The sequence below is a fragment of the Streptosporangium longisporum genome, from assembly GCF_039534895.1.
GTDB classification, from domain to species: domain Bacteria; phylum Actinomycetota; class Actinomycetes; order Streptosporangiales; family Streptosporangiaceae; genus Streptosporangium; species Streptosporangium longisporum.
The window spans coordinates 96873-110126 of record NZ_BAAAWD010000012.1; the positions used below are offsets into that span (position 1 = coordinate 96873).

Annotated in this window: 11 protein-coding genes; 7 read left to right on the forward strand and 4 right to left on the reverse strand. The window is 74.4% G+C overall.

The features are described 5' to 3' along the window. The first annotated feature begins 50 nt into the window (after window positions 1–50). The 5 genes from ABD832_RS21700 to ABD832_RS21720 all read left to right on the forward strand — a co-directional run bounded on the left by ABD832_RS21700 (window position 51) and on the right by ABD832_RS21720 (window position 7530). On the forward strand, window positions 51–1637 hold the full coding sequence (locus tag ABD832_RS21700; protein ID WP_344898305.1) for a golvesin C-terminal-like domain-containing protein: 1587 nt from the start codon (window positions 51–53) through the stop codon (window positions 1635–1637). Window positions 1638–1863: 226 nt separating this feature from the next. Next, on the forward strand, window positions 1864–2862 hold the full coding sequence (locus ABD832_RS21705) for a FecCD family ABC transporter permease (protein WP_344898307.1): 999 nt from the start codon (window positions 1864–1866) through the stop codon (window positions 2860–2862). Further along, window positions 2859–3893, forward strand: coding sequence for a FecCD family ABC transporter permease (locus ABD832_RS21710; protein ID WP_344898309.1), 1035 nt, complete (start codon window positions 2859–2861; stop codon window positions 3891–3893). The genes ABD832_RS21705 and ABD832_RS21710 overlap by 4 nt, the downstream gene beginning before the upstream one ends. Then, a complete protein-coding gene (locus tag ABD832_RS21715) occupies window positions 3890–5776 on the forward strand; it encodes an ABC transporter transmembrane domain-containing protein (RefSeq protein WP_344898311.1) in 1887 nt (628 codons plus the stop codon). Before ABD832_RS21710 ends, ABD832_RS21715 begins: the two co-directional genes overlap by 4 nt. Next, window positions 5773–7530 carry an ABC transporter ATP-binding protein gene (locus ABD832_RS21720; protein ID WP_344898313.1) on the forward strand — a complete coding sequence of 586 codons (1758 nt, stop codon included), beginning with the start codon at window positions 5773–5775 and terminating at the stop codon, window positions 7528–7530. Before ABD832_RS21715 ends, ABD832_RS21720 begins: the two co-directional genes overlap by 4 nt. A gap of 127 nt (window positions 7531–7657) precedes the next feature. Here ABD832_RS21720 and ABD832_RS21725 read toward each other — a convergent pair whose 3' ends face one another. The 3 genes from ABD832_RS21725 to ABD832_RS21735 all read right to left on the reverse strand — a co-directional run bounded on the left by ABD832_RS21725 (window position 7658) and on the right by ABD832_RS21735 (window position 11027). Beyond that, window positions 7658–8854 carry an NAD(P)/FAD-dependent oxidoreductase gene (locus tag ABD832_RS21725; protein ID WP_344898315.1) on the reverse strand — a complete coding sequence of 399 codons (1197 nt, stop codon included), beginning with the start codon at window positions 8852–8854 and terminating at the stop codon, window positions 7658–7660. A gap of 93 nt (window positions 8855–8947) precedes the next feature. After that, a complete protein-coding gene (locus ABD832_RS21730; RefSeq protein ID WP_344898317.1) occupies window positions 8948–9892 on the reverse strand; it encodes an RNA polymerase sigma-70 factor in 945 nt (314 codons plus the stop codon). Window positions 9893–10004: 112 nt separating this feature from the next. Next, window positions 10005–11027, reverse strand: coding sequence for an ABC transporter substrate-binding protein (locus ABD832_RS21735; RefSeq protein WP_344898319.1), 1023 nt, complete (start codon window positions 11025–11027; stop codon window positions 10005–10007). A gap of 237 nt (window positions 11028–11264) precedes the next feature. On the opposite strand from ABD832_RS21735, the gene ABD832_RS21740 reads away from it, so the two are divergent. Next, window positions 11265–11567 (forward strand): hypothetical protein, encoded by a 303-nt coding sequence (locus tag ABD832_RS21740; RefSeq protein WP_344898321.1) that lies wholly within the window; start codon window positions 11265–11267, stop codon window positions 11565–11567. A 359-nt stretch (window positions 11568–11926) separates the two neighbouring features. Then, window positions 11927–12151, forward strand: coding sequence for a DUF5999 family protein (locus ABD832_RS21745; protein WP_344898323.1), 225 nt, complete (start codon window positions 11927–11929; stop codon window positions 12149–12151). A 49-nt stretch (window positions 12152–12200) separates the two neighbouring features. Here the strand turns inward: ABD832_RS21745 and ABD832_RS21750 are convergent, their stop codons facing one another. Then, on the reverse strand, window positions 12201–12989 hold the full coding sequence (locus tag ABD832_RS21750; protein ID WP_344898325.1) for a GNAT family N-acetyltransferase: 789 nt from the start codon (window positions 12987–12989) through the stop codon (window positions 12201–12203). Between the last annotated feature and the right edge of the window lie 265 nt (window positions 12990–13254).

A 13254-nucleotide genomic window follows, 5' to 3' on the forward strand; every position in this document is an offset into this window, starting at 1 on the left:
CCCCCGGCCCGGGGCACCGGCCTCCGATCCCCGATTCCCGAGGAGGCTCCGTGCAGAACGCCCGGCCGCGCTCGCATCGCCGGTCAGCCGCCGTCCTGTCCGCCGTTCTCACCGTCCTGCTCACCGCACCCGTCCAGACGGCGTCCGCCGGGACGGCATCCGCCCGGACGGTGAGTGCCGACACGGTGAGCGCCGGGACGGCGGCCGTCCGGACGGCGGGTCCCCTGGCCGACGCCTTCGCCCGCGCCGCCGAGACGTACGACGTGCCGCGCGACCTGCTCGTGGCGCTCGCGTACGCGGAGACGCACCTCGACGGGCACGGCGGCGAGCCGAGCGCGAGCGGCGGGTACGGGGTCATGCACCTGGTCAGCAACCCCACCGCCCGCGTCCTGGAGCGCGCGGCCGAGCTGACCGGGCAACCGGCGGCGGCGCTGCGCGAGAACGACGCGGCCAACATCCGCGGGGGCGCCGCGGTGCTGCGCTCGCACGCCGACGCGCTCGGCCTCGACGCCACCGCCAGGAAGGACGCCGGCCGGTGGTACCGGGCCGTGGCCGAGTACGGCAACGCCTCCGGCCCGGAGACGGCCAGGCTGTACGCCGACACCGTCTACGACCTCCTCGGCAGCGGCGTGCGCGCCACCGTCGCGGGAGGCGAGGTCGTCACGGTGCCCCCGACCGAGCTGAGGGCGGACCGCGGCCCGCACGAGGGGCTGCGGGAGGCGGCCCCGCCGCCCGCGAGCCCGGACCACCCGGGCGCGAGGTGGGTGGCCGCCCACGCGGGCAACCGGACCGCCGCCGGGCGGCCGGGGACCCACCGGATCGACCGGGTCGTCGTCCACGTCACCCAGGGGGCCTACGCGGGCGCGATCTCCTGGTTCCAGAATCCCGCCGCCAGGGTCTCCGCGCACTACGTCGTCCGCTCCTCCGACGGCCAGATCACCCAGACGGTGCGCGACAGGGACGTGGCCTGGCACGCCGGGAACTGGTCGTACAACACCAGGTCCATCGGCATCGAGCACGAGGGGTTCGTCAGCGACGCCTCCTGGTTCACCGACGCGATGTACCGCGCGTCGGCGGCCCTGACCCGCGCCGTCTGCGACAGGTACGGCATCCCCAAGGACCGCGCGCACATCATCGGGCACAACCAGGTCCCCGGCGCCACGCACTCCGACCCGGGCTCGAAGTGGGACTGGGCCAGGTACATGCGGTACGTCACGGGGAACACCGCCCCCTGGTCGGCCACGGTCGACAACTCCACCTCCGGCGCGTTCACCGCGAGCGCGAGCTGGAGCTCGGCCTCCACGGCCGGGCGTCACGGCCCCGACCATCGCCGGGCGAGGCCGGCGACCTCCAGCGACGTCGCCCGCTACCGGTTCGCCGTCCCCTCCGCGGGCACCTACCGGGTCGAGGTCTGGTACCCGGCGGCCCCCGGGCACAACAGCGCCGCCCCGTACGTCGTCGCCACCTCCTCCGGGAGCAGGACGGTCCACGTCGACCAGCGCACCGGTGGCGGTGCCTGGCGGAGCATCGGCGCGTTCGCCCTGAAACGCGGGACGTACGACGCCGTCGGCGTCAGCAGGTGGACCTCCGGCAAGGGACTCGTCGTGGCCGACGCCGTACGCCTCACCCGCCTCTGACCCGTCCCCGTCCCACTCCCGCCCTACCCCGGCCCCGCTCCCGCTCGGGCCCGGTTCCGGCCTCGTGCTCACCGGACGGCGGTAATCGTGACCGTCGTCCGGTTTGTCGAAATTGACCGACCCCTATTAGGCTTACCTTAATTAGGAAAGGCTTACCTCTTTCAGGCGAGCTCTCCTCCCCGTCCGTCCAGAGCCGTCACGAAGCCGCCACGAAAGAGCCCCCCACATGTCCTCCGCACGGCGCGTCGCCCGGCTCTGGGCCTGCGTGGTGCTGCTGCTCGTCGCGTGCGTGCTGAGCCTGGCCCTGGGCACCCGCACCATCGGCCCGGGTGTCGTCTGGGACGCGCTCTTCCACTTCGCCGACACCGACGAGCAGGCGATCGTGCGCAACCTGCGCGTCCCCCGTACCGTCCTCGGCCTGCTGGTGGGGGTGGCGCTGGCGGTGTGCGGGGCGCTCATCCAGGCCGTGACGCGCAACCCGCTGGCCGACACGCAGATCCTCGGTGCCAACGCGGGCGCGGCGCTGTTCGTGGTGGTCGCGATCGGGTTCCTCGGGCTGACCGACATCTGGGCCTACGTCTGGTTCGCCTTCGCCGGGGTGGCCGTCGCGCTGGTGGCGGTCTACGCCTTGGGCTCGATGGGCAGGGGCGGTGCGACCCCGCTGCGGCTGACGCTCGCCGGGGTGGCGCTGGGTGCGGTGCTGGAGGGCCTGTCGGGCGGGATCAGGCTCGTGCGTCCCCGCGCCTTCGACTCCCTGCGTTTCTGGGACGTCGGCACGCTCGGCGGACGCGACCTGGACGTCGCCTGGGCCGTCACCCCGTTCGTCGGCGCCGGGCTGCTGCTGGCGCTGGTGGTGGCCAGGTCGCTCAACGCCGTCGCGATGGGCGACGACCTGGCCCGCGCCCTGGGCGCGAGGATCGTGATCACCAGGACCCTGGCCATGGTGGCGGTGATGCTGCTGGCCGGCGCGTCCACGGCCGCGGTGGGACCGATCGGGTTCGTCGGCCTGATGGTCCCGCACGCGGCCCGCCGGCTGGTCGGCACCGACCAGCGCTGGATCCTGGCCCTCAGCCTCGTCTGCGGCCCCGCCCTGCTGCTGGTCGCCGACGTCGTCGGACGGCTGGTCATCAGGCCGGCCGAGCTGCAGGCGGGCATCGTCACCGCGTTCGTCGGGGCACCCGTGCTGATCTGGATGGCCCGCAGGACCGGGTCGGGTGCGCTGTGACGGCCCGCAGGACCGTGGTGGTACGCCCCTGGCCCGCCCTGTCGATGCGCCTGTCCGTACGGACGGCCGTGGTGTGCGCGATCCTGGTCGCGACGGCGGTCGTGGTGGCGGTGTTCGCGCTGGGCACCGGCGAGTTCGCCCTCACCCCCGGCGAGGTCGTGGCGGTGCTGACCGGCCGGGAGACCGGGTTCGCCCGGCTGGTCGTCCTGGACTGGCGGCTGCCGCGCGTACTGCTGGCCCTGCTGGTGGGAGGGGCGCTCGGCCTGAGCGGCGCGGTCTTCCAGTCGCTGCTGCGCAACCCGCTGGGCAGCCCCGACGTGATCGGCTTCAACACCGGCGCCTACACCGGGGTCCTGTTCACGATCACGTTCGTGGGCCGCGACCACTGGCTGAGCGCGACGGGCGCCCTGGTGGGCGGGCTGGCCACGGCCGCGCTGGTCTACCTGCTGGCCTTCCGCCGCGGGGTGGCGGACCTGCGGCTGATCATCGTGGGGATCGGGGTGAGCGCGGTCCTGGCCTCGCTGAACGAGTGGTTCATCATCAAGGTGAACCTGCGCGCGGCCTACGCGGCGAACCTGTGGAGCCGGGGCAGCCTGAACGAGCTGCGCTGGCAGCAGGTCCCGCCCGTGCTGCTGGCCGTCGGCGCGCTCTGCCTGCTGCTGGTGGCCATGGGAGCGCGGCTGCGCGTCATGGAACTCGGCGAGGAGGCCGCCACCTCGCTGGGCGTGCGGAGCGGGCCGGCCAGGCTGGCCTACCTGGCGGTGGGCGTGGCGCTGACCGCCGTCGCGACCGCCACGGCCGGGCCCATCTCCTTCGTCGCGCTCGCGGCTCCGCAGATCGCGGCGCGCCTGACCCGTGCCCCCGGGATCGCGCTTGCCCCGGCCGCCCTGACCGGCGCGCTGCTGCTGCTGATCGGCGACTTCCTGGCGGTACGGCTCTTCTCTCCGACACAGCTACCGGTGGGGGTGGTGACCGTGAGCCTGGGCGGGGCCTATTTCGCGTGGCTGCTGGCTTCGAGGGCACGCGCATGACCGGGACGGACCGCGCGCGCACGACCAAGGGCACGACCAGGGGCACGACCAGGGGCACGACCACCCGTACGGACGTCGCGCGCGTGACCACCGGGCCGGGCGTCCTGCGCAGGACCATGAGGCGCAACCGCGCACGCCTGGGCGCGGGCACCGTGCTGCTGAGCCTGCACCAGGTGTGCGAGGCGAGCGTGCCGATCCTCATCGGGGTGATCGTCGACCGCGCGATCGGCCCGGGTGACACCGGGGCCCTGCTGTGGTGGCTGGCCGCGCTGGCCGCGCTGTTCACCGCCCTGACCCTGGCCTACCGGTACGGCGCGCGGACCCTCATGCGCGCCATCGCCCACGAGACCCACCTGCTGCGTCTGGAGCTCGCCGCGAAGATCATCGATCCGCGTGGCCTGGACACCGGCCTGCGCGCGGGCGAGCTGCTGACGATCTCCTCCAACGACGCCGACAACACCTCCGAGCTGCTGGACCACCTGCCGCGCGCGGTCGGCGCGCTGGTCGCGGCGGCGGTGTGCGCGGTGACGCTGCTGCTCATCGACCTGCCCCTCGGCCTGGCCGTCCTGGTCGCCACCCCCCTGACGCTGCTGGCGCTGCACGCCGGCACGCCGTACATCACCCGGCACGTCGCCGACCAGCAGGAGCTGGCCGGACGGGCCGCGTCCCTGGCCACCGACCTGGTCAGCGGTGTGCGGCCGCTGCGGGGCCTGGGCGCCGAGACCGCGGCCTCCCGGCGGTACGAGGTCGTCAGCCGGCTGTCGCTGGCGGCCGCGCTGCGGGCCGGCCGTACCCAGGGGATCTACGCGGCCGTCTCCAGCGCGGGCGGCGCGCTGCTGGCGTGCGGGGTCGCGGTGCTCGCCGGGTGGTTCGCGTTGCGCGGGCGGATCTCCGTCGGGGAGTTCCTGACGGTGATCGGGCTGGCGCAGTTCCTGATGGAACCCGTGGGCACGCTGACGATGGTGCCCGGCTGGGTGGCCGAGGCGCGCGCCTCGGCCGACCGGGTGGCGCGCGTGGCCGGTGCCCCCGTGCTGCTGCCCGCGGCCCGGCCGCTCTCCCTCCCCTCGCCCGCCGATGCCGTCACCGGCACGGCCCCGGACACCGCGGACGCCCCGGACACCCCCGGCACCGCGGACGCCACGGGCCCGTCCGAAGGCGACGTCCCCGCAGGGGGGACGTCCGGGCTGGAGGTCTCCGGGCTGAGCTACGACGTGCTGGAGGGCCTGGACCTGGTGGCCGGGCCGGGCGAGTTCGTCGGCGTCGTGGCCCACCGCCCCGCCGACGCCGACGCGCTGGTACGGGTGCTGTCCGGCCGGGTGGACCCCGCCGGGTACGGCGGGAGCGTGCGGATCGGCGGCCGGATCCTCGTCGAGCCCCACCACACCGACCTGTTCGAGGGCACCCTCGCCACCAACCTGACCCTGGGCGGCCGGCCGGGGGACCCGGAGGAGCTCGCGGCGGTCCTGGCCGCGTCGGCGGCCGGCGACGTCGTCGACGCCCATCCCGACGGCCTGGAACGCCAGGTGGTGGAGCGCGGCGCGAGCCTGTCGGGCGGCCAGCGCCAGCGGGTGGCCCTGGCCAGGGCGCTGCTGGCCCGCCCGCCGATCCTGGTGCTGCACGACCCGACCACGGCCGTGGACACGGTCACCGAACAGGACATCGCCCGGGGCCTGCGCTCCCTGCGCCACCCCGATACCTCCGGGGACGGGGGCGGCGCCGGGGACCGCGGTGTCTTCACCACCGTGGTCGTGACCACCAGCCCCGCCCTGCTCGCCGCCGCCGACCGGGTGGTCGTGCTGGACGGCGGCAGGGTGGTCGCCGAGGGCTCGCACGCCGACCTGGGCGCCACCGACGACGACTACCGGCGGACGGTCCAGCGATGAGCACTCCACCGGAAGGGCACCCGCTGCCGATCGCGAGCGGCCGCGAGACCTGGCACTGGACGCGCGCCCGCCTGCGCGAGCGGCGCGGCGCGGTGGCCGTGACGCTGCTCGTGGGCCTGCTCGGCGCGACGGCGTCGGTCGTCCCCGCGTACGTGCTGGGCGTCCTCGTCGACCGCGTGCGCGAGCAGTCGGGCACCTCGGTGATCGTCGCGGTCGCCGTGACGATCGCGGTGTCGGCCCTCGTCGGCGGGGCGGCCACCGGGCTGACGTCCTACCTGGTGGCCGGGCTGGGGGGCCGGGTCCTGGCCGTCCTCCGCGAGCGTACGGTGGCGAGCGCGCTGGCGCTCCCGCTCACCAGGCTGGAACGCGCGGGCCGGGGCGACCTGCTCTCCCGCGTCAGCGCGGACGCCGCCGAGGTCACCAGGGCCGTCTCCGACGTCGTCCCCGGTGTGATCACCTCGATCCTGCTCGGCACGCTGAGCCTGGCCGCGATGGCCGGCCTGGACTGGCGGCTCGGCCTGGCCGGGGCCGTCGCGGTGCCGCCGTACGTGCTGGCGCTGCGCTGGTACCTGCCGCGGGCCGCCCCTCACTACGCGCGGCAGCGCGCCACGGTCGCGCGCTCGTCGCAGCGGCTGGTGGAGAGCATGCAGGGCGTGCGCACGGTGCACGCCTACCGGGTGGAGGACGATCACCTGCGCGCCGTCGAGGCCGCCTCGCGTGAGTCGAGCCGGGTGTCGGTCGGGGTGCTGGACCTGTTCACCCGCTTCGTGGGCCGGGTCAACAGGGCCGAGTTCCTCGGCCTGACGGTCATCCTGGTCACCGGTTTCCTGCTGGTCCGCGCGGACGCCGTCACCGTCGGCGAGGCCGCCGCCGCGGCCGTGCTGTTCCACCGGCTGTTCAACCCGATCGGCATGCTGCTGTTCGTCTTCGACGAGGTGCAGGCGGCCGGGGCGAGCCTGGCCAGGCTGGTCGGCGTCGCCGGCCTGGAGCCCGCCCCGGAGCCCGAGGAGGGACCGGAACCGGCCGACGCCTCACTGGACCTGGTCGACGTGCGCTTCAGCTACGACGGCTCGGCCGAGGTCCTGCACGGCGTCACCCTGCACGTCCCCGCCGGGGCCCGGGTGGCCCTGGTCGGCTCGACCGGCGCGGGCAAGTCGACCCTGGCCGCCATCGCGGCCGGTTCGCTGCGCCCGACCGGCGGCCGGGTGCTGATCGGCGGGGTGCCGCCCTCCCTGCTGGGCACGGCCGGGCTGCGCCGGCACGTGGCGATCATCACGCAGGAGACCCACGTCTTCGCCGGGCCCCTCGTCGAGGACCTGCGCCTGGCCCGTCCCGGCGCGACGGCCGAGCAGGTCGCCTCGGCGCTGGAGACGGTCGGGGCGCTGCCGTGGGCGCTGGCGCTGCCCGACGGACTGGACACCGTGGTCGGGGAGGGCGGCCACGAGGTGTCGCCCGCCCAGGCGCAGCAGCTCGCCCTGGCCCGCCTGGTGCTGGCCGGCCCGGCCGTCGCGGTCCTGGACGAGGCCACCGCGGAGGCCGGAAGCATGGGCGCGCGCGTGCTGGAGGACTCGGCCGCCGCGGCCACCCGCGGCAGGACCACCCTGGTCGTCGCGCACCGGCTGACCCAGGCCGTCTCCGCCGACCGGGTCGTCGTCCTGGAGCACGGGCGGATCATCGAGGAGGGACCCCACGAGCGGCTGGTCGCCGCCGGAGGCCGTTACGCCCGGCTGTGGGAGGCCTGGGAGTCGCGCTGAGGAACGGCGGTCCCGCGCCGGTCGGCTCCGGCCGGGGCGGTCCGGAACCGTCAGGGGCCGTCCGGGGCCATCCGGGGCCGTCCCGGGCCGGAGCGCCGTTCCACCTCGTGCCGCTCCGCCCCGTGCCCTATGCCGGCTCCCTGACCGCCGGGCCCGTCACGGCCCGCTCCGGCACGACGCGCCGGCGCCGGGTCGGCAGCCCGACCGTCGGGTTGGACACGCTCCAGGCGGCGCCCTTGCAGATCAGCTCCTTGTAGACGGCGGCGAGCCGTCCTGTCAGAGCCGCCCGCACGGCGCGGTCGTCGGCGGTGACGTACTGGACCAGGCCCTCCCTGCGGCCCAGCGAGACGCACCGGTTGAAGTAGCGGATCGGCATCTTCAAAGGCCTTCCACCGGTCAGGCGCGCCACGATCGCGCCTGCGGCCTGCCACGCGGCCGCGCTTCCCGAGGCGCACGACATGCGTAGCGGCTTGTCACCGGGGCCCATCGCCATGGCCGCGTCGCCGACGACGTACACGTCCGGGTGCGATACCGAGCGCATGGTCGCGTCGACCACGATCTGGCCGGTGACGGCGACCTCCAGGCCGGTGGCCCTCGCGATCGGATGCACCGCGAAGCCGGTGGTCCACACGGTGACCGCGGCCGGGAGGGCCCCGCCGCCCGCGGTGGTGACGCGCTCGGTCTCGACGCCGGTGACGTCGGTGTGCTCGTGCACGGTGATCCCGAGCCCGTCGAGGACCCTGCGCAGGTGCTCGCGGCCCCTGGGCGAGAAATCGTCCCCCAGGCCACCGCGGACGGCGAGGGCCACGTCGAGGTCGGGGCGGGTCTCGGCGATCTCGGTCGCGGCCTCCAGGCCGGTGAGGCCGCCGCCGACGACGACCACGCTCCGCCCGGCGTCGAGGCGGGCCAGGCGCTCGCGCAGCCGGAGTGCTCCGGGACGGCCGGAGACGTCGTGGGCGTGCTCGGCGACGCCGGGGACGCCACCGGCGTTCCAGCCGCTGCCCAGGGCGTAGACGAGCGTGTCGTAGGCGAGTTCCTCGACGCCGTCCGCGTCGGTGACGGTGACGGCCTTGCGGTCGGCGTCGACGCCGGTGACCGTCGCGATCCTCGGCTCGACACCGGTGCCCGCGAACATCTCGGCCAGCGGCCGGGGCCTGAGGTCCTGGCCCGCCGCGAGCTGGTGCATGCGGACGCGTTCCACGAAGTCGGGCTCGGCGTTGACGACGGTGATGGCGACGTCCTCGCGGCGGAGCCGCCTGGCGAGGTAGCCGGCGGTGATGGCTCCGGCGTATCCGGCTCCGAGGACGATGATGCGGTGCTGCATGTCCCTGCTCCTGTCCTGTGCGGGTTCGTCCCTTGAACCGGACGGCGCGCCGTTTCCTGACAGGAGCGCGGTGTGAGGCGCCTCACACGCCGATCAGAAGGCGTTGAACAGGGGCTCCCCGTGGTCGCTGACCGCCCAGTACGCGGTCGCGCGTTCGAGCTTGTCGGGATTGACCTGGTTGTGGAGGGCGGCGACGCCCTCGGCGGTGACCTTCAGGCACATGACGCCGACGACCCGGCCGTCCAGGACGACCACGACGGCGGGGTCGCCGTTGGCGGTCCAGGCGTGAACCTCGGGCGAGCCGCCGGCCAGGGCGCGCTTGGCCTCGCCGGGTCTGAACAGGCCCCGCAGGAACTTCGCGACCGCGACGGCGCCCTCGAACGCCTTGGTGCGGGCCGGGATCTTGCCGCCGCCGTCGGCGATCGAGACGGCGTCCTCGGTGAGCAGGCGCACGAGCGGCTCGGTCCGGCCGCTGGTGGCGGCCGCGAGGAACTCCTCGACGATCCGCCGCGCGGCGGCCTCGTCGACCTCGGCGCGGACCCTGCCGTCCGCGACGTGCCTCCTGGCGCGGTGGAGGATCTGCTGGGCGGCGGCCTCGGTGATGCCGAGGATGTCGGCGATCTCCCGGTGCGGGTAGCCGAACGCCTCCCGCAGCACGTACACCGCCCGCTCGTTGGGGGTCAGGCGCTCCATGAGCACGAGGACCGCGTACGAGACCGACTCGCGCTGCTCGGCGGTCTCGGCCGGGCCGAGCATCGGGTCCCCGGCGAGCAGCGGCTCGGGGAGCCACTGGCCCACGTAGGTCTCGCGGCGGGCCCGCGCCGAGGTGAGCTGGTTGAGGCACAGGTTGGTGAGGACCTTCGTCAGCCAGGCCTCGGGGACCTCGATGCGGCCGACGTCCGCGGCCTGCCAGCGCAGGAACGTCTCCTGCACGGCGTCCTGGGCGTCCCCGGCGGAGCCGAGGAGGCGGTAGGCGATGGCCTCCAGGCGTGGCCTGGAGGCCTCGAACCGGTCGACGTCGTCCGCGGTCAGGGCCATGGCCCGATCCTAGGTGGCGGGGTCGCCGGGTCGTGGCGCGGCTCGGCCCTGGCGGCGGCCTCCCGGGACGCGTGCCGGGACACGAGCCGGGACACGAGCCGGGACGGTGTCCCTACGACAGGTCGCCGACCACGGTGGCCGGGTCGCCGTCCACGGCGTTGGCGAGCTGCGGGACGAGGGCGTCCAGCGCGTACAGCAGGGCGTCGGGGCCGCTGTAGGACAGCGCGCCGCCCAGCGGGGTGTCGAAGCTGCAGTAGAGGGTGCGGTCGGTCCTGACGACGTCCAGCCGGGAGAAGGCGGGCGAGGTCATCATGGTCTTCCTGGTCGCGCCGTTGACGAACAGCACGTCCTTGTCGACGAGGTCGAGGCGCTCGTCGCTGAGCTCGTTCGCGACCTCCTGGGCACCGAAGCCGAGGGCGTCGAACAGCGCGCGGCGCGGGTCCTTGGCCGGGAGGATCCAGTGCTGGCCCTTGTCCGGGCCGAAGTCGACCGCCATGACCTTGCCCGCGAACTCGGGGTGCGCCTTCTTCGCGTCCTCGATCCTCGCGTTGACCTTGTCGACCAGCGCCTGGGCCTCGGCGGCCTTGCCCAGGGCCTTGCCGGTGGTCAGCGTCTGCACGTCCCACGGCGTCTGCTCGTCGGGGTAGGCGGCGGCCTGCACGACCGTCGGGGCGATCGACGACAGCTTCTCGTACGTCTCCTTGGAGATCGTCTCGTAGATGGCGAGGATCAGGTCGGGGCGCTGCTTGGCAATGGCCTCGAAGTTCAGCTCGGCGGAGAAGGTGGGCAGGGGCCGGCCGTTCAGCTTCGGCGTGACCCAGGGGTAGGTGGCGTACTCGTCGAACCACGCCCGCGTGCTGACGGGCACGACGCCGAGGGAGAGCACGAAGTCCTGGTCGTTCCATCCGACGGTGACGACCCGCCGGGGCTGGGCCGGGACGGTGGTGGAGCCGAACTTGTGCTCGATCGAGACGGGGAAGGCCGCGCCTCCCGGCGAGGCGGCCGGCTGCTGCGCGGACGACGGGGGCTCCGGGGACGCTGGGGCCGCCGGGGAACCGCACGCCGCCAGCGTGAAGGTTCCCGCCACCAGTGCCGCGACGAGCCGTGATCGGAGGAAGGGGACGCCGGCCTTCATGGTGCTCCTCGGAAGTTCTTGAACGTCCGATTAGGTTAGCATTACCTAAGTAGTTTGGGACGGGCAGACTCATCGGATCTGGACGAGCCGCATCCCCGCCCGCGCGTCTCCAGGTGATCCGCAAGTGGCTTCCAAGGGTGCCCGTGAACCCTCTGAAGGGACATCACGCGCCCCGTACGCGATCCTTCGCGGATCGACGCTCACGGACGCGCGCCTCCTCACGAAGGGCGGAACAGAATGAGAACTCGTCGTCTGGCCACGGCGGTGCTGATCGCGGGCGGCCTGACCCTCGGCGCCATGGCCGCTCCCGCGACGGCCGCGACGGTGTCGGCCGGGACGGTCTCGGCCGGGACGGTCTCGGCCGGGACGGTGTCGGCGGCCGACTCCGCGCGGCTCGCCGAGAGCTGGTACTACGCGGGCAACTACAGGATGCGCAGTTTCTGCGCCAACGCCGGCGTCAGGGCCGTCTTCAACGGCGCCCTCGACTTCGAGTGCAGGGCCGCCGCCGGCATCTCCTTCGACCTCTACCTCCTCCACTAGGAGGCGCACCCCGGCCCCGCCTTCGGCCCCCGACCACGGGACGGAGGCGGGGGCGGGGCCGGACGCCCGCGGGGACGGGGCCTGCCGCCTGCGGGGACCGGCTGGCGGGACGGGCCCGCGCACGGCGACGCCGTCACGGGGTGCCGGGATGGCGGGACGCGCCCGTGCACGGTGACGCCGTCACGGGGTGGCGGGCCCGCGCACGGACGGCGCTGTCCCGACCCCTATGAACCCGTACTTTCACACACAGCGACGTTAGGGGTATTTGTACGAGGACCCGCGGACGGTTCCAGGGTGATAGTGGGAGGTGTTCGACGGCGAGCAGCCGTCATCCGCCGAGCCGACCATCGAGGTCCGCCATGTGTCAGCACGAACCCCGCTGCCCCTCCGCGTACGCGTCCGACCGCGAGGCCGCCCGCCCCGTCGCCTTCCGTCCCGAGCAGGGATGGAGCCTGCTGTGCAACGGCGTCGTCCTGTTCGACGACACCGGCGAGCTCCTGCCCGACGGCCGCGCCGTCGCCCCGCACCGCCCGGCCGTCGCCCCGCACCGGTCCGCCCGTCCCCTGTTGTCCCCGGTCGCCTGACCGATCCGGAGCCGGGCGGGACAGTGTCGTCCGTGTCCCGCCCGTGTCCTCACCCTTCGAGCGCCATGTACAGACGGGTGCCCCGGGGCCGGTAGCCGACGCGTTCGTAGACGCGGCGTGACCCCTCGCCCCCGTACTCCAGCCACACCGACCCCGCTCCGCGGGCGAACATGACCTCGGTGAGCGCGGCGGTGACCGCGACGGCGACACCACGGCCGCGGAAGGCGGGGCGGGTGCCCACGCCCGACAGCTCGGCGGTGCCCACGGCCGGCGCGGAGCAGCAGGCCCCACCGGCGCAATCTCCGCCGGGTGCCCGGACGAACCGCACCGCACCACCGCTCTCCTGGATGTGACGCAGCCGGGCCGCGCCTTCCGGGGAGGAGACGAACTCGCCGTCGAACGCCTCGGACAGGGCCGCGTCGATCGAGGCGTAGTCCTCGTCGGTGGACGGGACCTCCACCGGGAGCGGGGCCGCGGCCCGCGCGGACGCACCGGTGACCGGCGCCGTCGGTGGCGGCACCGTCAGCGTGGCCGGGGTGCAGACCAGGTACTCGTGCACCGCCTCCGTGGTGAACCCCGCCTCGCGCAGCGCGGCCTCCACGGCAGGGGCTGCGTCCGGCGCGAACTCCAGCCGCGGCTTGAGGCCGCGCTCGCGGAACGCCTCGACCAGCGACGCGACGTCCCGGCCGGTCGGCCGTGCGCCGGGTACGGGGGTCGCGTAGTTGAGGTAGGGACTGGTGCTGTCGCGCTGGAACCCCGCGACGAAGCCTGCGGTCTGGACGACCACGGGACGGCGGTGAAGGTTGGCGACGGTGAAATTCTGGACGTCGATGTCCATGATGATGGTGACCTCACGCAGATGACATGGTGGGCGCGCTCCCGCCGGACGTGCCGGATCGGATGGGACGCGCGGGATCGTCAGACCCGGCATCGGTCCGTGGCCGTCCCCGTACCGGGACGGAGCGGTGTGTCGGGACACCGCGCGTGGGGTCGCCGCGAGAGGGGCGTGGCACCGATGCCGCCGGTGCTGCGAGAGAGCAGACCGGTCAGTGCCGGCGGCGACCGCGAAGGGGCGCCGAGACCATGGCCTCAATCCTTTGTCA